The sequence below is a fragment of the Halorubrum ejinorense genome, assembly GCF_039522565.1.
Classification (GTDB): domain Archaea; phylum Halobacteriota; class Halobacteria; order Halobacteriales; family Haloferacaceae; genus Halorubrum; species Halorubrum ejinorense.
This window is the reverse complement of the sequence record NZ_BAAADQ010000002.1, coordinates 41,603-65,439: the sequence shown is the minus strand read 5'-3', so window position 1 is coordinate 65,439 and position 23,837 is coordinate 41,603. Positions and strand designations below refer to the sequence as shown.

At 67.3% G+C, this 23,837-nt stretch carries 21 protein-coding genes and 1 tRNA gene; 8 read left to right on the top strand and 14 right to left on the bottom strand.

The genetic code is table 11. The annotated features are described in order from the left end of the window. Positions 1-34: 34 nt before the first annotated feature. The gene (locus ABDZ89_RS02470; protein ID WP_343776319.1) at positions 35-1,237 is read right to left on the bottom strand and encodes a redox-regulated ATPase YchF; all 1,203 of its coding nucleotides are present in this window, start codon (positions 1,235-1,237) and stop codon (positions 35-37) included. Between the two features lie 112 nt (positions 1,238-1,349). Next, on the bottom strand, positions 1,350-1,607 hold the full coding sequence (locus ABDZ89_RS02465; RefSeq protein ID WP_343776318.1) for a DUF5789 family protein: 258 nt from the start codon (positions 1,605-1,607) through the stop codon (positions 1,350-1,352). 551 nt (positions 1,608-2,158) lie between these two features. Here ABDZ89_RS02465 and ABDZ89_RS02460 point away from each other — a divergent pair. The 3 genes from ABDZ89_RS02460 (at position 2,159) to ABDZ89_RS02450 (ending at position 3,944) form a co-directional block, all read left to right on the top strand. Further along, positions 2,159-2,575 carry a DUF7522 family protein gene (locus ABDZ89_RS02460; protein ID WP_343776317.1) on the top strand — a complete coding sequence of 139 codons (417 nt, stop codon included), beginning with the start codon at positions 2,159-2,161 and terminating at the stop codon, positions 2,573-2,575. Between the two features lie 180 nt (positions 2,576-2,755). Further along, entirely contained in the window at positions 2,756-3,274 is a 519-nt protein-coding gene (locus ABDZ89_RS02455) for a DUF21 domain-containing protein (RefSeq protein ID WP_343776315.1), read from the top strand. A 151-nt stretch (positions 3,275-3,425) separates the two neighbouring features. Next, positions 3,426-3,944 (top strand): universal stress protein, encoded by a 519-nt coding sequence (locus ABDZ89_RS02450; protein ID WP_343776313.1) that lies wholly within the window; start codon positions 3,426-3,428, stop codon positions 3,942-3,944. A gap of 49 nt (positions 3,945-3,993) precedes the next feature. Here ABDZ89_RS02450 and ABDZ89_RS02445 read toward each other — a convergent pair whose 3' ends face one another. Then, positions 3,994-4,962: a biotin--[acetyl-CoA-carboxylase] ligase gene (locus ABDZ89_RS02445; protein ID WP_343776311.1), complete on the bottom strand. Its 969-nt coding sequence runs from the start codon at positions 4,960-4,962 to the stop codon at positions 3,994-3,996. Positions 4,963-5,059: 97 nt separating this feature from the next. Between ABDZ89_RS02445 and ABDZ89_RS02440 the strand changes: the two genes are divergently transcribed. Both ABDZ89_RS02440 and ABDZ89_RS02435 read left to right on the top strand, forming a co-directional pair. Continuing rightward, on the top strand, positions 5,060-5,470 hold the full coding sequence (locus tag ABDZ89_RS02440) for a 2Fe-2S iron-sulfur cluster-binding protein (RefSeq protein WP_343776310.1): 411 nt from the start codon (positions 5,060-5,062) through the stop codon (positions 5,468-5,470). Positions 5,471-5,592: 122 nt separating this feature from the next. Continuing rightward, a complete protein-coding gene (locus tag ABDZ89_RS02435) occupies positions 5,593-6,162 on the top strand; it encodes a hypothetical protein (RefSeq protein WP_343776308.1) in 570 nt (189 codons plus the stop codon). Positions 6,163-6,174: 12 nt separating this feature from the next. On the opposite strand, the gene ABDZ89_RS02430 is transcribed toward ABDZ89_RS02435, so the two are convergent. Further along, positions 6,175-7,110 carry a DMT family transporter gene (locus ABDZ89_RS02430; RefSeq protein WP_343776306.1) on the bottom strand — a complete coding sequence of 312 codons (936 nt, stop codon included), beginning with the start codon at positions 7,108-7,110 and terminating at the stop codon, positions 6,175-6,177. A 182-nt stretch (positions 7,111-7,292) separates the two neighbouring features. On the opposite strand from ABDZ89_RS02430, the gene ABDZ89_RS02425 reads away from it, so the two are divergent. Then, positions 7,293-7,775, top strand: coding sequence for an Lrp/AsnC family transcriptional regulator (locus ABDZ89_RS02425; protein ID WP_008580773.1), 483 nt, complete (start codon positions 7,293-7,295; stop codon positions 7,773-7,775). Positions 7,776-7,784: 9 nt separating this feature from the next. Here ABDZ89_RS02425 and ABDZ89_RS02420 read toward each other — a convergent pair whose 3' ends face one another. From ABDZ89_RS02420 to ABDZ89_RS02410, 3 genes are all read right to left on the bottom strand, one after another. Then, positions 7,785-8,315, bottom strand: coding sequence for a phosphate-starvation-inducible PsiE family protein (locus ABDZ89_RS02420; protein WP_343776303.1), 531 nt, complete (start codon positions 8,313-8,315; stop codon positions 7,785-7,787). Between the two features lie 100 nt (positions 8,316-8,415). Further along, complete coding sequence (gene gatE, locus ABDZ89_RS02415; RefSeq protein ID WP_343776301.1) at positions 8,416-10,299, bottom strand: Glu-tRNA(Gln) amidotransferase subunit GatE; 1,884 nt, start codon at positions 10,297-10,299, stop codon at positions 8,416-8,418. 919 nt (positions 10,300-11,218) lie between these two features. Beyond that, positions 11,219-11,386, bottom strand: a complete 168-nt coding sequence (locus ABDZ89_RS02410; protein ID WP_343776299.1) for a DUF1059 domain-containing protein — start codon at positions 11,384-11,386, stop codon at positions 11,219-11,221. A 609-nt stretch (positions 11,387-11,995) separates the two neighbouring features. Between ABDZ89_RS02410 and ABDZ89_RS02405 the strand changes: the two genes are divergently transcribed. After that, a complete protein-coding gene (locus ABDZ89_RS02405) occupies positions 11,996-13,123 on the top strand; it encodes a hypothetical protein (RefSeq protein WP_343776297.1) in 1,128 nt (375 codons plus the stop codon). Between the two features lie 865 nt (positions 13,124-13,988). On the opposite strand, the gene ABDZ89_RS02400 is transcribed toward ABDZ89_RS02405, so the two are convergent. Then, a tRNA-Leu gene (locus ABDZ89_RS02400) sits at positions 13,989-14,073 on the bottom strand. A gap of 140 nt (positions 14,074-14,213) precedes the next feature. Between ABDZ89_RS02400 and ABDZ89_RS02395 the strand changes: the two genes are divergently transcribed. After that, positions 14,214-14,774 carry a DUF420 domain-containing protein gene (locus tag ABDZ89_RS02395; protein ID WP_343776295.1) on the top strand — a complete coding sequence of 187 codons (561 nt, stop codon included), beginning with the start codon at positions 14,214-14,216 and terminating at the stop codon, positions 14,772-14,774. A gap of 71 nt (positions 14,775-14,845) precedes the next feature. On the opposite strand, the gene ABDZ89_RS02390 is transcribed toward ABDZ89_RS02395, so the two are convergent. The 6 genes from ABDZ89_RS02390 to ABDZ89_RS02365 all read right to left on the bottom strand — a co-directional run bounded on the left by ABDZ89_RS02390 (position 14,846) and on the right by ABDZ89_RS02365 (position 23,652). Further along, on the bottom strand, positions 14,846-15,922 hold the full coding sequence (locus ABDZ89_RS02390) for a halocyanin domain-containing protein (protein ID WP_343776293.1): 1,077 nt from the start codon (positions 15,920-15,922) through the stop codon (positions 14,846-14,848). 121 nt (positions 15,923-16,043) lie between these two features. Continuing rightward, positions 16,044-17,543, bottom strand: coding sequence for an amidophosphoribosyltransferase (gene purF / locus ABDZ89_RS02385; protein ID WP_343776291.1), 1,500 nt, complete (start codon positions 17,541-17,543; stop codon positions 16,044-16,046). Positions 17,544-17,650: 107 nt separating this feature from the next. Further along, a complete protein-coding gene (locus tag ABDZ89_RS02380; protein WP_343776289.1) occupies positions 17,651-18,043 on the bottom strand; it encodes a DUF5820 family protein in 393 nt (130 codons plus the stop codon). 75 nt (positions 18,044-18,118) lie between these two features. Continuing rightward, a complete protein-coding gene (gene rqcH / locus ABDZ89_RS02375) occupies positions 18,119-20,305 on the bottom strand; it encodes a ribosome rescue protein RqcH (RefSeq protein ID WP_343776287.1) in 2,187 nt (728 codons plus the stop codon). 90 nt (positions 20,306-20,395) lie between these two features. Further along, on the bottom strand, positions 20,396-21,724 hold the full coding sequence (locus tag ABDZ89_RS02370) for a S8 family peptidase (protein ID WP_343776285.1): 1,329 nt from the start codon (positions 21,722-21,724) through the stop codon (positions 20,396-20,398). 194 nt (positions 21,725-21,918) lie between these two features. Continuing rightward, on the bottom strand, positions 21,919-23,652 hold the full coding sequence (locus tag ABDZ89_RS02365) for a tRNA uridine(34) 5-carboxymethylaminomethyl modification radical SAM/GNAT enzyme Elp3 (protein ID WP_343776283.1): 1,734 nt from the start codon (positions 23,650-23,652) through the stop codon (positions 21,919-21,921). Positions 23,653-23,837 lie beyond the last annotated feature (185 nt).

Genomic DNA, 23,837 nt, shown 5'->3' with positions numbered 1-23,837 from the left:
AGTTGGACGCCGACGGTAATAGCTGATCGGCGTCTCAGGGCGCCGCCTGCTTCGTCGAGACCAGTTCGATCACGTCGCGGTGAGAGAGCTCGTTGTCGGTGCCGACCTGCCGGCCGCTCCGGCAGTCGGTGCCGTGGAGCAGCCCCTCGCCGATGTCGGAGTGGATGTGGTACGCGAAGTCCTCCGTGGTCGACCCTTCGGGGAGGATGAAGCAGTCGCGGAAGACGCCCTTCTCGTCTTTGCTGCCGTTCGCGGAGCCCGGGAAGACGGCGATACAGCCCAGCACGTCGAAGACGGCCGACTCGAGCGCGGCCTGAACGCCGGTGCCGTCGTAGTCCGCGACGAACTCGCCGATCTGATCGAGGCCCGCCGCCTGCTCGCCGGAGACGTCGCCGACGACGTCGAACGCGTCGTCGCCGGGCGTGTAGTCGACGACGCCGGCGTCGTCCGCGTTCTTCAGCGCCTTCTCGGCGTGGGCACTCGCGGGGACGAAGGAGAGGTGGTCGTAGTCGGGGTCGGTCGTGATCGCCTCCCAGTTGGCCTGCGCCTCGGGGGTGTCCATCTTGTTGGCGGCGATCACCATCGGCTTCGTGCGCTTGCGGATCTCGCGGGCCAGCTCGACCCGGTCCGCCTCGTCCCACGTCTCGGGGTCGAGTTCGAGCCCCTGCGCGAGGATGGTCCGTTTCATCCGGTCTTTGTCGGTCCCGAACGCGGACATCTGGTCGGCCAGTTCCGCCTCGATGGCCGCGTCTGCGCCGTGATACCGCGTCTCGAACTTCTCTAAGCCCTTCTCCAACACGTCGAGGTACCACGCGTCGAGCTCCTCTTCGAGGAAGTCGATGTCCTCGCGCGGGTCGTGGCCCTCGGTCGCCTCGCCCTCGATGTCGGTCTTCCCCGAGAAGTCGACGACGTGGATCAACACGTCGGTCTCGTTGAGGTCGGTGAGGAACTGGTTGCCGAGCCCGCGGCCCTCGTGGGCGCCCGGGACGAGCCCGGCCACGTCGACCAGCTTCACGGGGACGAACCGCGTCCCCTCGCGGCAGACGCCGACGCTCGGCGTACAGGTCTCGTCGAACTCGGGCGCGGCGCAGTCGACGCGGACGTACGCCTCGCCGACGGTCGGGTCGATTGTCGTGAACGGGTACGCGCCCTCGGGCACGTCGTTCATCGTCGCGGCGTTGAAAAAGGTCGACTTCCCCACGGAGGGCTTGCCGACGAGACCGATCCGGTAGCTCATTACCACCGGTGGGCGACGCGGCGTAAAAAGCGATGCGAGACGCGCCGTGGCGTGGGGATCGGTCACGAGGGCGCTCGACGGACGCGCAGCGAACGGCGCCCAGCTCTCGACCTCAGGCGTCGCCGTCCGACTGGCCCGGCTCGCCGACCGCCTCGACCGGTAGCACGTTCTGAAGCGCCGCGAACGCGTCGGTGGCGCTCTCGAAGCGCTCTTGATCGACGTCGTCGATCAGGCCGCCGAGGTCGGCGTCGCCGTCGGCGAAGAGCACCGTCGTGCCCGCGAACGAGTCGGCGAGCGCCTCGCGTTCGACGGGGTACGACCGTTCTTCGAGAGTCGGTTCGAGCCGGGACAGGTGGATTTCGTCGGTCATACTCTCATATCGGCGGGACGAGGCATAAACGCGCCCCTCGTCACGGTCGGGTCACCCCCGTTGAGATCCGCCGAATCGGGGACGGGTGTCACTCCGCGTCGCGCAGTCGTCGTCGTTTCGATCCCCGCGTTCGCAGCGGCGGCCGTCTCGATTCCGATGGCGGGCCTCGGTTCCTCTGCCGGTCGCGAGGGGGCAACAAAAGCGGGGTTCGACAGAACCGCACTGCGAAGGCAGAGCGCTACTCTGCCGGGTTTCTCACCGGAACGTCCGTGTGCCAGTCGATACTGGAACACCGTGGGTAGTTCCGGAACGCATCGACATTGACCGACCTAGTCATGGGGGCGAATGATACGCGGAATCGTCGCCCCGAGGACCAGCGCACCGAACACGGCGAGAACCACCGTCGGTGACGTGCCGGTCAACGCGCTCGGGAATGCCGCAAACATGGCACTACATTATTAACACGTTATTTAAGAGAAACTGTATCGCTGAGCGTGGTTGGCCCCCGCAGCATCCGGAATAGTTATTATTCTGTCACAGATATTCGGAATATGTCCCCCTCGGACGGCGCTTTCCCCTCCGGTGAGCAGACGCTCGTGCGACGCCTCCGTCACGAACTCGGCGAGTACCTGTACTTGACGCTCGTGTATCGCGACGAGACGAGCGAGCTCCTGTACGTCTCGGCCGCTGCGAAACGCGTCCTCCGGCGCTCCGATGAAAGGATAACCGAGTCGCACCCCGCAGTGGCGAAGATTCGACGATGTTGTACCGAGGGGACCGCGAGACGGACGCTCCCGTTCGGCGACCATCGATGCTCGCTGCTGCTGTACGACGAGTGGCTCCTCCTCCATTACCGAGAGCCGTCGTCCGGGGTGATCATCGGCGTCGACGCCGCGAGCGCGTCGAACCTGCGGGACTTTCTCGCCGACGTCTCGCCCGTGGTCACAGAGGTCTTGTCGGCGCGCTGATCGCCCCGCAGCGGAGTCGGTCGGAACGGCGAGAAGGGAGGAGAGGGGAAGAGGGGCGTGTCTCCGCCACGGGTCGTTCCCCGGAAACACTGGCTCCGCGGAAAGCCTCGGGTGATGGCGGACCGGTGGACGTGCGAATCTATCACAAGGGTTCAAACAGTCACAGAGTAAACGGTAGCTATGGTCTCGTACGCGATTCTGGCACCCTCGCTCGTCGCCGTCGCGATCCTGTTGTTACTGAGCGCGTTCTTTTCGAGTAGTGAGTCAGCCATCTTCTCGCTGCCGGATGAACCGACACGGACCGGTACCGAGGACGGTACGAGAGAAAGCCGCACGCTCGACGAGCTCCGCGCGAATCCGCATCGGCTCCTCGTTACCCTGCTGGTCGGTAACAACATCGTCAACATCGCCATCACCAGCATCGTCACGCTCCTCGTTGCGCGGTTCGTTCCTGCCGAACTCACCGTCGTGATAGCTACGCTCTCGGTGAGCGTTCTCATCCTCGTCTTCGCGGAGATCGTGCCGAAGTCCTACGGGCTTGGTCACGCCGAGTCGTGGAGCCTTCGCGTCGCTCGCCCGATCTCGTACGTCGAACGCGCACTGGGACCGCTCGTCGCGGTGTTCGAAGTGGTCACTCGGTGGCTGACGACGCTCATCGGGGGCGACCAACAGATCGAGAGACCGTACCTCGACGACTGAGTTTCGACGGCGCCGCCGCGTCGCTACTGACCCGTCGCGACCGAGTCACGGCGGTCGTCCGAGATCGCCGCCGACCGACTGGGAACTCCGTCGTGAAACCGGCAAGAACCGCAAAGGGTTATCAGTGGCCGAGTCCATGGTACACGTGAACATGCCACTATACGACCGGATCTCGGTCCCGACCGACGGCTCCTCGGAGGGGGAGTTGGCGGTCTGTCACGCGCTCGACCTCGCCGCGGTCCACGGGGCGTCGGTGCGAGCGATCTACGTGGTCGACACCGCCCGGTACGCCGGCATGCCGATGGAGACGACGTGGGAAGGGGTCGGCGACCTGCTCTACGACGACGCGGAGGCCGCGCTGTCGACGGTGCGAGAATTGGCCGCGGACCGCGGCGTCGACGTCGAGACCGCGGTCGTCGAGGGGACGCCGAGCCGCGAGATCATCACGGACGCCGAGGACGCCGGCTGCGACCTCGTGGTGATGGGGACCCACGGTCGCGGCGGGATCGACCGACTCCTGCTCGGCAGCGTCGCCGAGAAGGTCGTCCGCGGCTCGTCGGTCCCGGTGTTGACGGTCCGGATCGGCGACGGGGACGCCCCGAGTGCCGCCGAGTCGGCGGCCGCGAGCGGGACGGACGGACCGGCCTCCGACGCGACCGAAACGGGGTGAGGATCCGGGGCGGTCGCGCCGCGGTCGACGCCTCCTGCCGGCTCGCTTCTCACTCCGCGTCGCGGAGGTGTTCGCAGTCGCCGGCGTGGACTCGCTGCCGACCCTCCCGGGTCTCGACGACCAGCGCGCCCGGTCCCGCGATGTCGACGGCAGTCCCCTCCACCGAGCCGTTCGCGGTGTCGACGCGAACGCGCCGACCGATCGTGCTCGAACGCTCGCGCCACGCCGGCAGGATCCGGTCGAGGCCCTCGGGCGAGCCCGTCAGTTCCGCGAAACGTTCGAGCAGCGTGGCGGCGAATCGCCGTCGGTCGACGGGGGTGCCGCACTCCGCCGACAGCGACGTCGCGCCCTCGGGCAGCGTGTCGGGGTCGATGTTGGCGTTGACACCTGGCCCGACGACGAGCCAGTCGACCCGGTCGGCCTCGCCCTCCATCTCGGTGAGAATTCCCGCGAGCTTCCGCCCGCCGCGGCCGGCCGACTCGCCGTCTCCGCCGCCGACGAGCACGTCGTTCGGCCACTTGATGTGCGCGCCCACGCCGGCCTCGCGGGCGGCGTCCGTCGTCGCCACCGCGGCCGCGAGGGTGAAGAGCGGCGCCCGCGCGGTCGGCACGTCGGGACGGGTCAGTACCGACAGCCAGACGCCGCCGCTTGGCGCGACCCACTCGCGGTCGAGGCGACCGCGACTCCCGGTCTGCTCGTCGGCGATCACGGCGATGTCGGTCGCACCCTGTCCCGCGAGGTCGCGGGCGCGCTCGTTCGTCGACGCGATCCGGTCGTGGTACTCCACGGAGTAGGGGGCGTCGAGCCCGAACGCGATCCCCGGGCCCGAGTAGCCGGGGTCCGCGGGCGGGACGTACCCGCCGGCCGTCGACTCGACCGCGAAGCCATCCTCGCGGAGCCCCTCGACGGCCTTCCAGACCGCCGCCCGCGAGACCCCGAGCGATTCCGCGAGGGAGGGGCCGGAGACGGGTCCGTCGTCGGCCGCGAGGGCGTCCAGCAGCGCGCGCCGCGTGTCCATGTCCCTCGATCCGGCGGCCGCGCCGAAAGCCGTTCCGGGTCCCGAACGCTCGGTGGGGTCCCGAACGCTTTGTGCCCGGGGCGCGTACGTGTCGGCCATGGTCGAGTCCGACGACGACCGCGGGGACCGAGAGACGCGGACGGTCGGCGCCGAGGAGGCGGTCGCGCTCGTGGTCGTCGACGGCGACGAGCGATTCGAACTCGAGGTCGATCGGGGGCGAAATCTCCGGCGGGTCCTGCTCGACGCCGGCCTGTCCCCGTACGCGCGGGCGACTCGGCGCCTCAACTGCGGCGGGCGGGGAATCTGCGCCACCTGCGGCGTCCGCGTCCGCGACGGACCGCCGCCCGACCACTGGCACGACCGCCTCGCCGACCGGTTCGGCTATCCGCGGCTCTCCTGTCAGATCACGGTCGAGGGCCCGATGACAGTCTCGCTCGTGGACAAGCGCGTGTGGGGCGGCCGACGGTCCGATCCGGAGCGAGAAGCGGGATCACCGGACGGCGAGTGAGCGCCGAGCGCGTCCGGGTCGGACACCTCGTTTCCGGTGAAACGGCGGACGGTACCGTGTCACATGACATCCGGCGTCGAGCGGGGCACAAAAGCCAAGTCCGCGGGGCCGAACCGTCGGGTATGCAACCCTCCAAGGAACGCGAGTCGTCCGAGGACGACCCGATGGACGACCTCGACGACCTCCTCGACGACGACCTCGCGGGCGGCGAGGGTCAGTTCGACGCCGAGGCGGGCGGCGCCGAGACGGGCGGCGCCGCGGCCGCCGAACCGACAGCGTCGACCGCCGGGGGGACCGGGCGGGTCGGCGTCTCGGGGCGGTGGTTCTCGGCGAAGGCCTTCGCGCTCGCGCTCGTGACCGTCGCTGTCGGGGCGTTCGCCGGGAGCCTGATCCCGCTCATCGGTGGGACGATCGGGACCGCGGGCGGCGTGTTCCTCGCCGCGTTCCTCCTCGGACTCGTCGTCTCGACGCGCCGGTACGTCGAGACCGGGGTCGCCGGGGCGGCGGCGGGCGCGACGAGCGCGGTGACGAGCGTCCTCGGCGTCGGCTTCCTGCCGATCGGGATCGACTACCTCTCGCAGTGGGGGCTCCCGCTCGTCGCGGTCGGCGGAGGCGTCGGGCTGGTGCTCGCGCTGCTCGGCCACTACTTCGGCCGAGACCTCCGGGCGGGGCTAAGCCGGGACGTCGAGTGACGGCGTCGGCCGCTACCCGCTCGGCCGGTCGAAACCGACGTAGTCGGCGATCTCCCGTCGTTCCAACACGAGGAACCCGGCGAGGATCGCGACGAACCCGATCAGCGCCTCGCCGTCGATGAGCTGTCCGAGCAGGGCCCAGCTCCCGACCGCGGCGACGACGGGCTCCGCGTAGCCGACGAGGTGGAGCTGCGCCGGGCCGACGGCGTCGAGGAGCGCGAAGTACAGCAGGAAGGCGAACGCGCCAGACAGCAGCGTCAGGTACGCGAGCGACGCGATCGACGACCCGTTCCAGACGATCGCCGCGGGCGACTCGCCGATCGCGGCGGCGGCGCCGAGGAGTTGCCCCGCACCGATGAGCATCGCCCATCCCTGGAGCGCCGCGACCGGGAGGTCGGTGCGGAGCGGGCGCAACAGGACGGCGCCGAGCGAGAAGGCGACCGCCCCGGCGAACGCGAGCGCGACCCCGACGACGGCCGCGCTCCCGAGACCGGCGGCGGTCGGGTCGGCGACCACCACCACGCCGACGATTCCGAGCGCGAACCCGCCGATCTGGACCGGGCCAAGTCGCTCGTTCGGGAGCAGTGCGGCCGCGAAGACGGCCGTCAACACCGGCGAGAGGCTCACGACGACCGCGGCGACGGCGCCCGAGATCCGGAGCTCGCCGACGTAGAGGAACCCGTGGTACGCCGCGATGACGAAGGTGCCCGCGACGGCGACGCCGAGCCACTCGTCGCGACCGCTCGGGAGCCAGCGGTCCGCGGCGACCGCGGCGTAGCCGAGGACGATCGCCCCGGCGACGGCGTATCGAACGCCGGCGAACAACAGCGGCGGAAAGTAGTGGAGGCCGACTTCGATGGCGACGAACGAGGTTCCCCAAAGCGTCGCGAGGAGGATGAAGGCGGCGACGATCGATTCCGGAGTAGAGAGGAAGTTCCTGAACCTCATTGAGTATGTGTTCGAAATTCGCGGTGATAGTTAAACTACACTCTTAGATATCCGGATATTCGATATGAACAATCAGACATACGAATCTGATCCGATTCGCTCCCGAAATACGTCGATATCTTGGATTCAAATTCAAGCCTGTCGGCCGACATATACAACCGAACGGAGGTCGATCCGGTGGTATGGACGAGCGCGACGTGCGGCTGCTGAAGGCGATCGCCGACCTCGGCACGGGGAGTCCGGAGCGGCTCCACGAGGAGACGGGGATTCCGGTGTCGACGATCCACTACCGGTTGAACAACCTCCGCGAGGACGGCGTCATCGAGAACGACCTGTACGACTTCGACCACGAGGCGCTCGGACTCGGCGTCACCGTCATCGTCGAGGTGCTCGCGAGCTACGAGGGGCCCTACGAGGAGTTCGCCGACGAGCTGTTGGCTGTCGAGGGCGTCACGGAGGCGTTCTTCACCATGGGCGAGACGGACTTCGTCGTCCTCGCGCGGCTCTCGTCGTCGGACACCGTCGAGCGGCTGATCAGCGACTTCGAGGCGATCCCCGAAGTCGAGCGCACGAACTCGACGTTCACCATCGCCACCCTGCGCGACGAGTCGCGCGCGCCGGCGACGTACGACCTCGACACGCTGATCGAGGAGCTAACGGACTGATCCCGGGACTCAATCCGTATCCGGGACCAGCGAGGCACCGACCGAGCGCTCGACGTACAGGAGCGCGACGAGTCCCAAGATTACGACCCCGTAGGCGACGGCGGCGAACAGCGCGTCCTGCGTCGTCGAGTACTCCGTGGTGCGGAAGATAATCACTTTCCGAACCATGGCGATGACGCCGGTGTAGATCACCAGCCTGACGATCCGCCGCGTGTCGCTCTGCTCGATGTACGCGACGACCGTCTGGTACACCTCGACGATGATCAACAGCAGCAGGCCCGTCTCGATGAAGCTGATGACTACGTCCGGGTCCGTGATCTCTCCCGTCGGGACGGACTCCGCGATCTGGAGGGCGAGGTCGACGACGCCGATGCCGAACAGGAGCGCGAACAGCGCCGCGGCGGCGAGTTCGACGCCGTGGACGAACCGGCTCGTCGCGTCTGAAACCTTGTCGCTGCGCGTGCGCGGGGCCGACGTGTCGTCGGCCTCGTCGATGGTGAGCGAGTCGGTCGAGCGATCGGTCGCGGACGAGTCGTCCATCTAAGATGTCCCTCAGGCAGACGGACGGTCTCGCGACACCTAAAGAACGGGGGCAACTACGTCCGGATCGCGGAGCGGAACGCGGAGCCGCCCGGGACCGCTACGACCGTTTGCCGATCTCCTCGCGCAACACGTCCGAGACGACCTCGCCGTCGGCCTTCCCGCGGAGCGCGCCCATCGCCTCGCCCATCAACCCGGAGAACGCGCCCATCCCCTCGGCTTCGATCTGTTCCGCGTTCCGCTCGACGACCTCGACGACCGCCTCGCGCACTTCCGCCTCGCTCACGCCCGACAGTCCCGCTTCCTCGACGGCCTCGGCCGCCGACAGGTCGGGGTCCTCGGCGAGCGTCGTCAGCACTTCGGGGACGCCCTCCTTCGCGAGGTCGCCGGCCTCGACGAGGTCGAACAGCGCGAGGAAGTGGTCGTCTGTGAGGGCCTCCACGGGCGCGCCGTCGCGCCGGATCTCCGTCGTCGTGGATTCGAGCGTCGAGGCCGCGAAGGTGGGGTCGACGCCGCAATCGACCGCGGTCTCGAACAGCGGGAACCGCTGGCCGAACGCGACCTGCTCGGCGAGGCCGGCGTCGAGGCCGAACTCCGCGGCGTACCGCTCGGCCTTCTCGTCGAGCAGTTCGGGGGCCTCCACGTCGGAGGGGTCCGGCTCGACCGGCGGCACGTCGGTCTCGGGATACATGCGCGCGGCGCCGGGCAGCGGGCGGAGGTACCGGGTCGTCCCGTCGTCGTTGGCGCCGCGGGTCTCCTCCGGGATGCCCTCGACGGCCGTCTCCGCGCGCTCGGCGGCCGCGTCGATCGCGAGGTCAGCGGTCTCGGGGTCGGCCGCGACGATGGCGACCGCGTCCTCGTCGCCGGCTCCCACGGCGTCGCGGAGGGCGGCGACCTCGGCCTCGGTCACGCCGTACGCCGGCAGTTCGTCGGTGTGGAAGACGCCGCCGGCGCCGTGGCGCTTCGCGTGGTCGGAGAGTTCGGTGCCGAGCCGGCGGTCGGACTGGATCTCGCGGCCGACGAGGCCGTCGAAGCCGTGGAGCGGGACCGCGGTGACCTTCCCCCCGGAGTCGAGCGCGCCGCGGATGACCCCGGACTCGGTGTCGGCGAAGACGTCGGTCACGTCGTGACGGTCGCCGACGCTCGCCTCCCGCTCGACCAGTTCGTCGCGGATTTCGAGCAGTTCCGCCTGCCGACCGACCTCCCCCCGGACGATGTCCTCGATCCCCTGGAGGTCCTGGACGCCTTTCACCTCGACGCGGGCGCCGTCGGCGATGGAGACGTTCACGTCCTGGCGGATCGTACCGAGTCCGCGCTTGACCGCGCCCGTCGAGCGTAGCAGCATCCCGATCCGCTCTGCGGCCAGCCGGGCGCCCTCCGGGCTCCGGATGTCCGGGCCGGTCCCGATCTCGACGAGCGGGACGCCGAGCCGGTCCAGCGAGTAGACGACGCCGTCGTCGGTCTCCTCGACGCGCTTCGCGGACTCCTCTTCGAGCATGAGGTCGACTACCGACACCTGCCCCGCGTCCGTCTCGATGGCGCCGTCCTGCCCGAGCAGGATCGAGCGCTGGAAGCCGGAGGTGTTCGAACCGTCGATGACGAGCTTCCGCATGACGTGTGCCTGATCGACCACGGAGAGGTCGAGCAGGTCGGCGATCTGAAGCGCCACGGAGAGCGCCTCGCCGTCGACGCGCCGGGGCGGCTCGTCGTCCTCCTCGACGAGGCAGGTGGTGTCGTACGCGAGGTAGGTGAACTCGCGGTCGACGCGGCTCTCCTCCATCGCGGCGTCGTCGAGCTCGCCCAGTTCGCTCTTCGTCGGGTGGAGCTTTCGGGTGATCGACCGGTCGGCCTCGTCCGGGTCCCGCTCGACGGTCGGAGAGTCGCAGAACAGCTTCGTCTCCGTGTCGAGCTGCTGGTGGATCTCCAGCCCGGCGACGAGCCCCAGCTCCTCGTAGTCGTACTCGGGGGTCGCGTCCGTACTCATTACGCCTCACTCCGACGGCGCGCGACTAAAAGGGTGGCAGTTCGCGCGAGCGATGCGCGGCCGGAACCGGTGACGTTGTTTATAAATCCAGACGCGGTCGGCGTCGCCGGCGGCGAAGCCGCCGGTGGCCGCGAGTCACACGCGCGAGCGGCGAGGGCGGGGAGGCGTGAGGCTGCGGTGGGGTCGCGGGCGGGCGAGTCCTAAATCGGTAGCCGGTGGGCCGGCGGAGGTGACGTAAGGATCGCGAGGACCGACGCGGCTGAGGCTTCGGAGATGAAACGATCGATCCGAACGCAGCGGCCCTGTTGAAATCCCCACCCGGTGATATGTTCTCGGAGCCGTGCCGAATACAAAGCGCGTATCAACCGAGTAGAGTCGGCCGTCGACGGACCGATCGCGTGCCGCGAAAGTAGTCCCCGAACGGATTTACGTGGACGCCGCATTCGATTCGATCGTGAATCTGGGAGCACTGTTCATCGGATTCTTCGCGGCGGCAACTGGACTCGCTACGGCCCTCAGACCGCAGGGGGTGATCGACGCCACCTGTCGGGTCAGCCCGCTCTGTAGGTCCCCGAGAGAGTTGAGTCCTGCCGGACGAACGTACAATCGGTTCGTCGGTGGAGGACTCGCGTTCGTTGGCGTCCTGCTAATCGCAGGGGGTGCCGGCGGTACGTTCGGCTGAGCGTGTCGAACTCGTACGGAGAAGAGTCGTGAGCGCTTGCCGATGCCTGTCAGCCCATTCAGTTCCGGGTTGCTTGTGATGAGACACGCGTAGTCGTTCTCACGGTGGCAGATCGGGAGTACCGCCGAACCGTGCTGAATGTAGAGCGCGAATGTCGTACGAGGTGTGGCCGATCTGCGAAAACAGGTGATCGCTCAATACTGGTGACCGATACGTCGACCAGTACAGACCTTGGCTTTAGACCTGTATAATACTCGATCTGATGTTTTCGACGGTCTCATCGTCCAGTTCGAGGTCGGGGTGTGAACTGTTCGCGTGTTCTTCGGCTTGAGCCATAACCTCTTGTTCAGTCTCGGCTTCGATAGTCGCGCTACATCCGTCTATGGGGCACTCGAGTCTATTCATGGTCCAATCGTGAGATATGTGTTACCCCATAATTGGTATTAGGTCTCTAACGGAATATACGCACAGTCTACCGGGCCGACTCGGCAACCCTCAACGACAATTGGCAGGGTTACTGGCGACAGGGTGCGTACTGAACACACCCTCTGTATCGCTCAGGTCGCTACTGACAGCTGTTGAGTAGCTCGTTGATGCCGCGATACAGACAGGGCGCGAGTCAGTCTCCAAATCTCCTGTTAACAAGTAACAAATATAAGAAAACTTATGATATCGTGTACCCTCTACTGTTTGATTATGTATTCAGAGAGACGCAACAACCTCCGAAATACTGTGCCACGTACGACCGTCAGCCGTCGGTCACTACTCGCAGCGAGCGGGGTTATTGTAGTTGGGGGACTCGCTGGCTGTCTGAATCAAGTTGCGTCGTCAGTGACGGACACGGGCTCGTCGCCTGCGGCAGTGTTCGCAGGGACAGACTGGAATGATGATGACACGGAAGTCACGTTTATGATGGCTCCGGGGAGCCCGCACGTGAGTCGGTTGACTCCGACGGTCTCTGGCGGGCAGCTTGGGGATGTCGAGTTGGAGGGGTGGGTTACGTCTTCTGCGGTGATGGCTCAGGACTACAATTCGTCGCGGAGCAACAAGCGGAAGACGCGAGCGGGTGATACGGATTCAGATTCGGATGGGGATGGTGTCGGTGACGGTTCTGAGGAGGACGCTGACCTCGTCGCGTATCTGGGTGGTGAACCGATTGTCGCTGAGCGGTTCTCGGTGTGTTTGCCTGACGCGGAGGTTCCGGGTGGGAATGGGAGTCTCCGTGAGGAGGTGACGCCGGAGCGGCTCATCGCGTATCTGACGGGCGAGTCAGATGGTGAGGGTAAGGTGTACTCGTGGGGGAAGTCGGAGTATGCTGCTGGTTCGGATGATGGTGGTGATTGTGATGATACTGACTCGTCCGCTCATCCGGGGGCGGTGTGCGGGACGACGCCTCACTTCGTTTCGGAGATGACGGGGCCTGTGGCGACGGGTGGGCGTCTTGAGGTCGTTCGAGGTGGTGACGGGACGGTGACGGTCGTCAATTCGCCACCGACGGCGGAAGACAAGTCTGCGAAGGTGTGTGCTGCGGCGGATGATGACCCGTGTGGTCCGGGTGTCTGGGCTCGTACAACGGAGTCTGGGTCTGGGTTGGGTGTGTTGGTGTATCAGGTGCTGGTGCAGCCGCCGCAGTGTCCGCGTCCGTTCCCGGCGTTGTTGTACGTCCAGCGGTGTGAGAGCAACGACCAACTCGTGTACACGGGTGGATGGGTCATCGACGACGCTGCGCTGTACGAGGATTCGGTGACAGTGTTGTCGATGGCCGGTCCGACGGAGGTGGTTGGTATCGAGTGCTGTTTCGATTACTCGGCTGACGCTGATGGTGACGGGTTCGGTGACTTGGTGAAACGGTCGGTGTCTGGTGAGCGTGCTCGGCGGGGGGCGCGGTTGGATTCCGGGACGGTAGCGGAGTTGGTCGAGACGGGTGTGCTTTCGGAGTCGGGGGGTGTCGACTACACTCTTCGGAAGCGACCGGGACGAGAGGCCGGGGATGAGGTCACCTTAGAGGTGACGGGCGACGAATACGGGTTCGTGACGCACGTGGCGGTGGATGCGCCAGTGTTACACTTGGTGAACGCGGCGAGTGTGTCAGAGGAAGTGAAATTCAAGTCGGGGGCTGAACTGTCGAAGAGCGTGAACTGATTATCCGTGTGGCACCACGGTACTCCCGGTGACGACCTGAGTTCTCGAACGGTATCTCTGTGCTCAATCCATCCTCTGTATCGGTCAGGTCGCTACTGACAGCTGTCGGGGAGTTTGTGGATACCGCGCCGAACGCGGAGCGCGGGTCGGTCGCGAGTGAGCGGTGTCGGTCGACTCGGTCGATCGTCGAAGGTTTGTAATCGAATGACCGAAAGCGTTCGTCGATCGGAAGATGAGCATCTGTTTCGGTGTGTCCCGACGGGACGTTGGGGCGGGCCTCGCCACCGCCGGGTCGGCGTACGTCGCCGCCGCGCTATTTGCCCTCTTCACTCTCCTTTCGCGATCCGGGTCCCGGGGAGGCCCCATTCCGACCCCCGGGATGATCGTCACGCCGGTCGCTGCGCTGACCGTCGCGACTGTCGTCTGGCGTGTGACGATGCCGGACGAGCCGAACCCGCGCTACGGTGCCGTAGCCGGCGCCTGCTCGGGGGGCGCCTCCGTACTCGTATTCACGACTCTGATAGGCGTCACAGCCACGCTAATCGAGTCTTCCGCTGGCGCACCGCCAGACCGACGGTGTTCGAATCCATCTCGTTCGTCGCCGTGATCGTCGTCTGGGGGTCGCTGTTCACGCTTCCGCTCATCGCCCCGATAGCGGCTGCCGTGGGCTACGGATACGGACGGTACCTGCCGGCGGACAGAGCTGATCTTCCGTCAACGGTTCCCGTTCGTTCCGGCTGCCTCGTCGCGTCACCAAACAGCACCGAACGCAGTCGTCACTCGTCGCGTAGCGGTCGGAAGGAATTGTGCGTGGGTGCTGTCGTAGAGACAACACCGTGCATCGTTCGGGGGTGTACCCCTGCGATGCGTGGGACCGGATTTGAACCGGCGGACCTCTACAGGACAGCGCCCTCAACGCTGCGCCGTTGGCCTGGCTTGGCTACCCACGCTCGTGGTGTTCTGTCGCGTCTCCACCTACCTTTCCCCTGATTAAAAGCCCTTCCATTCGAGGGTGCCGTGCCGGAGTTTCCCAGACCGACGGTCGACCGCAACCGGCACGGGTTTGGGGGTCGCCTCCGAACGATCGGTCATGTCCGATTGGGCCCGCGAGAACGTCTCGGTGTTGACCGCCGTCGCCTCCGCCGTCGCGCTCGCGCTCGTCTTCGCCGCGGTCGGCGGTGTCGTCCCGAGTTCGGCGCTCCCGCGCGCGAGCGACGCCGTCCTCGCCGCGATTCCGCACTTCAACGCCGTCGTCTCGGCGACGGCCATCGCGACTATCCTGCTCGGCTGGCGAGCCATCGCGCGCAACAACGTGACGCGCCATCGTAACTTCATGGTCGCCTCGTTCGCGCTGTTCGTCGCGTTTCTCGGCGCGTACCTCTACCGGCTGATCCACGTGGGGACCACGGAGTTCCCTGGACCGGAACTCGCCTACTCGTACGTCTACCTCCCGTTTCTCGCGGTGCACATCCTGCTCGCCATCGTCTGCGTCCCGTTCGTCTTCCACGCCCTCTTCCTCGCGGCGACCCGTCCGTACGAGGACCTGTACCAGACTCGCCACTCACAGGTCGGCTTCGTCGGCGCCGTCCTCTGGCTGATCTCGTTCACCATGGGGATCGGCGTGTACCTCATGCTGTATCTCATCTACTGAGCGGCGGCCGGTCGAGACGTGGTGAAAAAGACCGATCGGAAACGGTTCTCGAACCCCTCGGCAGACCTGCGCTACGCGTTCCGGTCCGCCTTGCGGTGTGCCGCGTAGAACAGCGGGACGAGCAGCGCGCCGGCGAGACCGAAGCCGAGCGCGAGCGTTCCGATGTCGCTCGCGGAGAGGCTGCTGCCGCCGCCGGAACTCCCCTCGCCGCCGGAGCCGCCCTCGCCGCCGATGAGTTGGTCGTCGACGGCGCCGACCGCGACCGCGCCCTTCATACCGACCGCCTGGTGTGGCTCGCAGGCGTACCGGAACACGTCCCCCTCGCTCGCGTCGGCGAACGTGTGCTCGAACGTCGTTCCTTCCTCCTCGGCCGGCGACCCGCTCGAGAAGGCCTCGTTCTCCTCGACGACGTTGTGGCCACCGCCCGCGCCCGTCCACTCCCAGATCACGGTCGTTCCTTGGTCGACCAAGATCGCGGGGGGATCGAACAGCAGACCGTTCTCGCCGGCGCCAACCGAAACGGTGACCTCGCTCTGTCCGCGGAGGTCGCGGGTCCCCTCGTAGTTACCGACGTTCTCGAACCAGTCGCCGTAGCCGGCCGGACCCCCCGAACCGCCCGACCCGCTACCTCCCTCCGCCTGCGGGTCGACGAGGTCGTCGTCGACGGAGCCGACCGCGACGACTCCTTTCATCCCGACCGCCTGGTGCGGGCCGCAGTAGTAGTTGAACGTGTCCCCGTCCGCGGCGTCCGCGAACGTGTACTCGAAGGTGGTGCCCTCCTCGCCGACCGCGGACCCGCTGTCGAAGGTCCCGTCGTCCGCGACGATGTTGTGGTTGCCGCCCGCGCCCGTCCACTCCCAGACGACCGTCGCGCCCGGATCGATCAGGATCGCGGCGGGGCCGAACCGAAGCCCGTTCTCTCCGGCGCCGACCTCGACGGCGACCTCGTCCTGCCCGCGGTAGTCGTGGGTGCCGTCGTAGTTGCTGACGCCCTCCAGCCAGCCGTCGTACTGTGCGGCCGCCGTCCCGCTTCCGGCGGCGACTCCCGTCGCGACCGCCGCCCCGGCGGCCCCGGCGCGGAAGAACCCGCGGCGGCTCATCGACGCGGCGTCGTCACCCTCGGCAGCGGCGTCGGCGTTCGGTGTCATGTTCGCACGTCTCTGCGTGAGCGTATTTAAGCCCCCGATACGTCCCGCGGGGCCGGACCGCAAACGAACGTGTGCGGGTCGCGTCCATCGTCGGGAGGACGCGGAGGTCCGCGACGAGTCGTCAGTCGTCCGCCGGCGTCGGGTCCGAGACCGGTGCGTCGACCTCTCGGTCCGTCGCTTCACCCTCGACGTCGAAGGGGTACTCGCCGGTGACGCAGCCGAGACACAGGTCCGCGCGGCTCTCGCCGACCGCCTCCGCCACCGAGTCGATGGAGAGGTACGACAGCGAATCGGCGCCGACAGTCTGTCGGATCTCCTCGGTCGAGGCGTCGGCCGCGATCAGCTCCTCGCGCGTCGCCATGTCGATGCCGAAGTAGCACGGGGCGACGATGGGCGGCGCGCCGATCCGGAGGTGGACCTCCTCGGCGCCCGCCTCGCGGACCAGTTCGACGAGCTGCGTCGAGGTCGTCCCGCGGACGATGGAGTCGTCGATGATGGTGACCGACTTGCCCTCGACGGTCGATTTGATCGGGTTGAGTTTCAGCCGGACCGCGCGCTCGCGTTCGTCCTGCGTGGGCATGATGAAGGTCCGACCGACGTACCGGTTCTTCATCAGTCCCTCCGCGAACTCGACGCCCGGGTCGTCGGCCGCTCGGGACTCGCCGTCGGGCGTGGTCTCGCCGGCGGCGTCGGCGTAGCCCGAGGCGAACGCCCGCCCCGAGTCGGGGACGGGCATCACCACGTCGGACTCGATACCCGACTCCTCCCAGAGCTTCCGGCCGAGCGACCGTCGAACCTCGTAGACGAGGCTCTCGTCGATGACGGAGTCCGGGCGGGCGAAGTAGACGTGTTCGAAGAAACAGTGGGCGGTCGCCTCGCGCTCGACGAGCTGATACGTGTCGTAACCGGTCCCGTCGGGGTCGAGGACGACGAGTTCGCCGGGACGAACGTCGCGGATCAGCTCCCCGTCGAGCGTGTCGATGGCGGCGGACTCGCTGGCGAGCACGTAGCCGCCGTCGATCTTCCCGAGACACAGCGGGCGGTTCCCGAGCGGGTCGCGGACGCCCAACACGGTGTCGTCGTGGGTGATCGCGAGCGAGTAGGAGCCGTGGATGCGGTTCATCGTGTGTTTGACCGCCCGCACGAGGTCCTCTTCGAGGAGGTTGCGCGCGAGGTCGTGGGCGATCACCTCGGTGTCGCCGTCGGAGGTGAACGCGTGGCCCGCGGCGGCCAGTTCCTCGCGCACTTCGTCGGCGTTGACGAGGTTCCCGTTGTGCGAGAGCCCGAGCGAGCCGGACTTGAACGAGACCGAGAACGGCTGTGCGCAGCTCTTGTCGAGGCTCCCGGCGGTCGGGTAGCGGACGTGGCCGATCCCGGTGCCGCCGGACAGCGACGCGAGGTCCCCCTCCTCGAACGCGTCGCCGACGAGGCCGCGCTCGACGTGGCTGTGCTGTTGGAACCCGTCGTGCGTGACGATCCCCGCGGACTCCTGCCCGCGGTGTTGGAGCGCGTACAGCGCGTAGTACAGCGGTCGCGCGGCCTCCCGGTCCGCGAGCGAGACGCCGACGACGCCGCATTTCTCTCGTGGTTCGTCGCCGCCGTTGTCCCCACCGGCGTTCATGTAGGCGTCGGGAGGGCCGCAGCCGATAAAAATCCTCGTGTTCGTGGCGTATCGTCCGCAATCACCCAGCGAATTATACAAGAATATGGATACTCACGGCGCAACCGTCACTGGGCATCGTCGCCCCCGACGAACTCGTCGAGGCGCGCGAAGTAGTCCTCACGGGGCACCTGATACGCCCCGCGGTAATCCACGTCGCCGGCGACGAACCGTTCCGCGACGTCGACCGCGCCGGCCGCGCCCGCCTCCCGGCTCTCGTAGGTCTCCGTGACCGCCTCGATCTCTGGCTCCAAGAAGCAGACGACGTGCCACTCCTCGGTCGCGTACTGGCCCGAACCGGGCCGGGCGTTCCGGGCGCCGTTCGTCAGATAGATCGTCGGGAGACACTCGTCGGGGAGGTCGCCGCTCCCGAAGACGTCGGGGCGATAGACGAGGATCGCCCGTCCGCTGGGCTCCTCGTTCCACAGCCGCCACCCCTCCGGCAGCGATTCGAAGGCCATGCGCCTCCTCGGTCGCGGAGGCTTGAAAACGTCGCGCTCGGCGGAAGGGAGTCGGTCGGCGGTCGACGACGCGCCTCAGTCGACGATGTCCGACCCGCCCGGCGGCAGGAACTCCTGAAGCTGGTCCGCGCTCGCGACCTTGCGGACGAACGACTGGTCGGTGAACCGCTCTTTCAGGTTCCGGTAGGCCATCATCGCGGCGTCGTTTTGCGCGTACATTCCCGGCTCGAAGGTGACGTGCGCGGCCGCGCGGTCGACGATCGCCGACGGCGGGCCGCCGATGGCGCGGGTGACCGGCTCACACTGGACGCCGACGGCGATCCGGCAGGGTACGTCCTCGAAGTACGTGCGGTCGCCGCGGATCACGAAGCTCCCCTTCTCGATGTACTCGCCGCTCTCGGGAGTTTTCGACACCTGGTCCGGTTCGACCATGTACGCGTCGCCCGCGCCGCGGCCGTCCTTCCAGTCCGAGGAGTACGAGACCGCGAACTGGGCGGCCTCCCGCAGGGTCTGCTCGGAGAAGTCGACCGGCTCCGACGACTCGGAGGGCCCGGAGGCCTTCAGCAGCGTCACCGGTCCGCCGTGCGCCTGCGTGTGGAAGAACCGGTCGTGTTTGCTCATGTACTTCTTCACCAGTTCCTCGTTCTGGTCGGCGTTGCGCCCGCCGATGACGAGGTAGCCGGCGTCGGTGTGAAACCACCGGAACCGCTCGAACCAGTCGTCCGGGCTCCGGATCGGAATCGACGAGCGGGCGAGCCAGTCGGTCTCGTACGCCTCGTCTTCCTCGGCGTCGCCGTCGTCGCCACCGCTCCCGTCGTCGGCCGCCTGCTGTTCCTCCCACTCCTCCTTTCGTTCCTTGACGGCCTCCAGCTCCTCTCGGGTCGACTCGATCGCCGCCTGTGCGCCCGCCTTCTTCTCTTCGACCCGCTTCGCCTCCTGATAGAGGCGGTCGGCGTTGACCTCGACGCCCTCGCTCGCGTCGAGTTCGATCCGGGTCTCGGTTCCGCCGTCCTCGTCGCTCTCGTCGGCGAGTTCGACCGTCACCGTCCCCTCGCCGCCGTCGACATCGACGACGGCCTCCGCCGCCGGGATCCCGCGGTCCGCGCCGTCGGCGAGGGTCTCGCCGATCTCGTCCCACGACACCTCGTTCTCGCGGGCCTCTCGCACGGTCGATATCACCTCGTCGACGAGGTCGTAGTTCGCATACAGCAGTTCGGCGCGTTCGCGTTCCGCCTGCGCCTGCTCTTCGAACCCCTCGATCGCGCCCTCCTGCTGTTCGATGATCCGCTCCTGTTTGGCGATCTCTGCTTCGAAGTCGGGACGGGACGCGCTCGCGTCCGCGGGCGCCTCGCCCTCGTCGGTGTCCTCGCTACCGAGGCGGTGGAAGTACTCGTCGACGGCGGCGTTGAAGGAGTCGAACCCGACACTCGGCAGGCCCTCGTGTTCGGCGAGCGGGAAGGGCGTCACGTCGACGACGCGTGGGTCGGCGTCTCCGTCCCCGTCGCCGTCGACGGACTCCTCGTACACGCGCGGGTCGATGTCGCCCGACCGGAGTCGCTCGCCGATCCGGGAGAGGGCGTCGTGGAGCGCGCCGAGTTGGTCGTCGGTCGCCTCGCCGATCGGCGTCTCCTTCGGCACGCCGGCGCGGGTACACACCTCCTCGGCGTAGAGCCCGCCGAGGTTCAACTGGGTGGCGAGGGTCCGTACCACGTCGCTGTCGGACTCGCGCATGTGCCGCTCGAACCCGCCGCGGCTCACGGTGAGGGGGTTGAGCCGGGAGGCGGGGTACTCGTACTGCGAGCCGGGCGCGACGGTCCGAGACTTGAGCCGAACGGTCGAGAGCGCCCCCACCACCTCGCCCGTCTCGTCGAGCGCCGCAACGTTGCCCTGTCCGAACAGTTCGGCGACGAGCGTCGTGTTCTGGTCCTCGCGCTCGAACTCGAAGGTGAGGATGCGGTCGAACTCGTACTGCGAGACGCCGGCGAAGTCCGCGCCCGACATCCGGTTTCGCAGCATCTTCGCGAAGTTGGGCGGGCGTCCGGGCGCGTCGGCGACGTGGTCGGGGTCGGCGGCGTGCGCGCGCTTGATGTCGCCCACCTCGATCATGAGTTCGACGCGGCCGCGGTCGAAGTCGCGGAGCTTCAGCCGGAGCAGGTCGTCGTCGTAGAGGTACGCCTTGTCGACCTTCGCGCCCTCGTACCGATTGAGCTCGGTGACGAGGGCCGCGAGGTCGATGCTCGACAGCTCCCGCTTCTGGTCCATACTCCACGGAGACGGTCGGCCCGGAAAAAGGCGTGTCGTTGTGGGATTCGACGCGGGGGCCGGTTCCCCCGCCCTTCGATTCCCGCGCTTCTACTTCCCGTTCGAGAGTCGCTCGACGGTGTTCAGGGCGTTGATGATCCCGGCGCCGAACTCCGAGTCGCTCTTGCCGTTCGCGTCCTCGGCGCCCTTCTGGATCGCCTGCTCGACCCGGCTCGCGTTAGCGTCCGGTTCGAGTTCGCGGACGAGCGCGGCGAGGCCGGCGACCTGCGGCGCGGCCATGGAGGTACCGGCGATGAAGTCGTAGCCGGGGAGGTCCACGCTCGACTCGAGATCCGTGGGCCACGTTGAGAGGACGGCGTTGAGCGGGAAGGGAATGTCGTCCGGCTCTCCCGTCTCCCCGAGCGTCCGCGGGATCGTTTCGTAGTAGCCGCCGGGCGCGGCGATGTCGATGTCGCTCGTGCCGAAGTTCGAGTAGAAGGAGAGCGTGTCGGCGGGCGAGGTCGCGCTGACGGTGAACGCAGCCGGAACGCTGTTCGGAAGGGTAAAACCGCTTCCCTGGAGGCTCCCCGAGGCGTTCCCCGCGCTTCCCGTGATCACGGTCCCGCGCCGAACCGCGCTCTGGAACACGGTCTGGACCTCCGCTTTGAGCTTGTTCAGCTCCGATCCCGGCTGCTGGACGCCCGGGATCCCGAGACTGAAGTTCGCCGCGTCCGCGCCGATTTCGGCCGCGTAGTCGATGCCGGCGAGGATGTCACCGAACGCCGCGCCACCGTCCGCCGGGAACACGCGGACCGGAATTAGTTCCGTGTCCGGCGCGGTGCCGACGACGCCGGATTCGCCCGTGGCGCCGACCGTCCCCGCGACGTGTGTCCCGTGGTAGCCCGAATCGTCCGGACCGATCTCCGGGACGTCGTCGTCGACGACGAACGCCCGACCGAGATCCTCGTTGACGTTTCCGAGGTCTGGGTGGTTCAGGTCGATCCCCGTGTCGATGATGGCGACGCGCGTGTCCTCTCCGGTCGCGTACTCGTGGGCCTCGAAGACGTCGGTGACCTCCTTGTCCCACTGGAGGTCGGACAGCGCGGCGCCGTCGCTCGGCGGGGTCTCGTCGTCCGCTTCGGCGTCGACTTCCGGCTCGTCGAGCTCGAGCGTCACGTCCGGGTTCGCGTCGTTTACCCCGCCGATCGACTCGATGTCGGCGGCGGCGTCGCTCGACCCGACCACGACCAGTACGTCGCCGTCGGCGAGTTCGTGACGGACCTCGAACCCCGCGTCCGCGACGGCGTCAGCGACGCTGTTTCCGTTCGCGCCGACGAGATACTGCGTCCTCCCGTCCGCGGCCGATGCAGTTCCTGTGACCGCCGCCGTCGCGGCGAGTCCAGCGACTCCCTTCACGAACGTCCGTCGTTCGAAATTCATGTGAGTAGTCCTCGTGTGACGAGGTACCAGCTATGGGGACTTGTTGAACATAAAACTTCATGAATTAATTGTTCTGTACTTATCACGGACAGGGAGTACAAAACGATCAACGACGGCAGGCAAACGTGGGGAGGCGACGAGACGCGGACGGAAACGGAAGCGTGGAGAAAGAAGAGTTTCGACCGAAAACGGACCTACAACCGCTTCGACACGTACGGCCCGTCCTGCCGGTAGCCGAGCTTGTTCCGGTAGTACTCGCGGGCGCCGATGCCGGAGATGACCGCGACCTTATCGTAGCCCGCCTCGCGGGAGAGTTCCTCGGCGCGCTCGAGGAGCTTCGTCCCGTACCCCTTGTGCTGCCAGTCGCCGTCGCCGCCGATACCGACTTCGGTGCCGTACACGTGGAGTTCGCGCACAAGCGCTGCGTCTTCGAGCTCCGGGCGGATGGGGTCGCTCTCGGTGCCGGGCGCGCCGGGCTGGTCCGGTGCGAAGGAGGGGAACCGCAGCCGACAGAACCCGACCAGGAGGTCGCGGACCGGGTCCTCGAAGGCGATGAAGTGTTCCGTCCCGCCGCCGCCCTCGTAGGTGGTGACCGAGAGTTCGACGTCGTCCGGGTCGGGGTCGGCGTCGTTGTGACCGACCTCGCGGGCGCGGATGTCCTGCTGGACGATCCCCTTCTCCTCGGCGCGCTGGGCCGCGAGCTGGCGGAGGTTCGACTTCTGGACGCCGGCGTCGATGAAGTCCGCGGGGATGTCGCGCTGGACGCGCTGGAGCCGCGTGTACTTCGGGATGAGGTCCATCACGTCGGCGACCAGGTCCGCCGCCTCCTCGCTGGTGAGCGGGTCGAAGTCGTCGCGGCGCCAGCGGTCATAGACGCGGGTCCCCTCGACGACGAGCGTGGGATATATCTTCAGGTAGTCGGGGCGCCAGTCGGGGTTCTCGAACAGTTGCCGGAAGTCCTCCAGGCACATCTCCGGCGTCATCCCGGGCTGGCCCGGCATCATGTGGAAGCCGACCTTGAACGCGGCGTCCCGGAGGCGACGGTTGGCGTTCCGGGAAGCCTCGTTGCCGTGACCGCGGTGCATCTCGCGGTTGATCCGCTCGTAGGTGGTCTGGACGCCGACCTCGACTTTCGTGCCGCCCAGATCGAGCATGCGGTCGATCTGCTCGGGGTCACACCAGTCGGGCTTCGTCTCGAAGGTGGTCCCGATGTTGCGGATCGGGTTCGTCTCGTTTTCGGCGATCACGTCCTCGAGGTACTCGAACTCGGAGTCTTCGGGCGCCGGCGCGAAGGACTCGCCCTCGGCTGGCTCGGGCTCTTTATCGAGGTCGTAGTCGTTCATCGCCTGGAGGGCGCGCTTGACGAACCACTCCTGGTAGTCGTGCGAGCGCGCGGTCATCGTCCCGCCCATCAATATCAACTCCACCTTGTCGACCGGGTGGCCGATCTTCCGGAGCTGTTCGAGGCGGAGCGTGACCTGTCCGTAGGGGTCGTAGTCGTTCTGCTCGCCGCGGGCCGCGGCGGGCTCGTGGCCCGTGTACGACTGCGCCGAGGAGAACTCCGAGGCCGGTCCCCCGGGACAGTAGAGGCACTTCCCGTGCGGACAGAGCTTCGGCGAGGTCATGATCGCGACCGGCGAGACGCCGGAGGCGGTCCGGACCGGCTTGCGCTGGACCACCTCGATCACGTCGTCGCGGTGTTCGGCGGGCGCGTGGTCGAGTATCTCGGTGTTTTTCGGGACCTTCGGCGAGGAGAACTCCGAGCAGGCGTCGAGCTTGGCGCGTTCGAGGTCGTCGCGCTCGATCTCGCCCGCGAGGATGCGCTCGACGAGGTGCTCGCAGGTGCGGACGAACGCCTCCGAGTCGGTCTCGTCGGCGCTGCCGGCGGCGTCGTCGGACTCGGCGTCGCTCGCCGCGTCGGTACTCATTACCCTCCGATCCGCGAGTTTCGGTGTTAAGCGTGTCGCACCGATACGTCTGAGGGGTGCGTGTTTCTAAACGATCAGTCAACACGAACGCCACTGAAGCCCCAGCCGTGAGGCGGACGCACGCTCGTTGCGGTCCTCGCTCGTTCGCTTCGCTCACTCGCTGTGGTCCTTACGTCGCCTGCGTC

Excerpts from the sequence above, each read along its gene's own strand:
- ABDZ89_RS02370 (WP_343776285.1), bottom strand. The coding sequence starts at position 21,724 with ATGAATTTCGAACGACGGACGTTCGTGAAGGGAGTCGCTGGACTCGCC.
- purF (WP_343776291.1), bottom strand. The coding sequence starts at position 17,543 with ATGAACGCCGGTGGGGACAACGGCGGCGACGAACCACGAGAGAAATGC.
- ABDZ89_RS02420 (WP_343776303.1), bottom strand. The coding sequence starts at position 8,315 with ATGGACGACTCGTCCGCGACCGATCGCTCGACCGACTCGCTCACCATC.
- ABDZ89_RS02455 (WP_343776315.1), top strand. The coding sequence starts at position 2,756 with ATGGTCTCGTACGCGATTCTGGCACCCTCGCTCGTCGCCGTCGCGATC.
- ABDZ89_RS02380 (WP_343776289.1), bottom strand. The coding sequence starts at position 18,043 with ATGGCCTTCGAATCGCTGCCGGAGGGGTGGCGGCTGTGGAACGAGGAG.
- ABDZ89_RS02435 (WP_343776308.1), top strand. The coding sequence starts at position 5,593 with ATGCAACCCTCCAAGGAACGCGAGTCGTCCGAGGACGACCCGATGGAC.
- ABDZ89_RS02470 (WP_343776319.1), bottom strand. The coding sequence starts at position 1,237 with ATGAGCTACCGGATCGGTCTCGTCGGCAAGCCCTCCGTGGGGAAGTCG.
- rqcH (WP_343776287.1), bottom strand. The coding sequence starts at position 20,305 with ATGGACCAGAAGCGGGAGCTGTCGAGCATCGACCTCGCGGCCCTCGTC.
- ABDZ89_RS02440 (WP_343776310.1), top strand. The coding sequence starts at position 5,060 with ATGGTCGAGTCCGACGACGACCGCGGGGACCGAGAGACGCGGACGGTC.
- gatE (WP_343776301.1), bottom strand. The coding sequence starts at position 10,299 with ATGAGTACGGACGCGACCCCCGAGTACGACTACGAGGAGCTGGGGCTC.
- ABDZ89_RS02390 (WP_343776293.1), bottom strand. The coding sequence starts at position 15,922 with ATGACACCGAACGCCGACGCCGCTGCCGAGGGTGACGACGCCGCGTCG.
- ABDZ89_RS02425 (WP_008580773.1), top strand. The coding sequence starts at position 7,293 with ATGGACGAGCGCGACGTGCGGCTGCTGAAGGCGATCGCCGACCTCGGC.
- ABDZ89_RS02395 (WP_343776295.1), top strand. The coding sequence starts at position 14,214 with ATGTCCGATTGGGCCCGCGAGAACGTCTCGGTGTTGACCGCCGTCGCC.
- ABDZ89_RS02465 (WP_343776318.1), bottom strand. The coding sequence starts at position 1,607 with ATGACCGACGAAATCCACCTGTCCCGGCTCGAACCGACTCTCGAAGAA.
- ABDZ89_RS02460 (WP_343776317.1), top strand. The coding sequence starts at position 2,159 with ATGTCCCCCTCGGACGGCGCTTTCCCCTCCGGTGAGCAGACGCTCGTG.
- ABDZ89_RS02450 (WP_343776313.1), top strand. The coding sequence starts at position 3,426 with ATGCCACTATACGACCGGATCTCGGTCCCGACCGACGGCTCCTCGGAG.
- ABDZ89_RS02365 (WP_343776283.1), bottom strand. The coding sequence starts at position 23,652 with ATGAGTACCGACGCGGCGAGCGACGCCGAGTCCGACGACGCCGCCGGC.
- ABDZ89_RS02405 (WP_343776297.1), top strand. The coding sequence starts at position 11,996 with ATGGCTCAGGACTACAATTCGTCGCGGAGCAACAAGCGGAAGACGCGA.
- ABDZ89_RS02445 (WP_343776311.1), bottom strand. The coding sequence starts at position 4,962 with ATGGACACGCGGCGCGCGCTGCTGGACGCCCTCGCGGCCGACGACGGA.
- ABDZ89_RS02430 (WP_343776306.1), bottom strand. The coding sequence starts at position 7,110 with ATGAGGTTCAGGAACTTCCTCTCTACTCCGGAATCGATCGTCGCCGCC.
- ABDZ89_RS02410 (WP_343776299.1), bottom strand. The coding sequence starts at position 11,386 with ATGAATAGACTCGAGTGCCCCATAGACGGATGTAGCGCGACTATCGAA.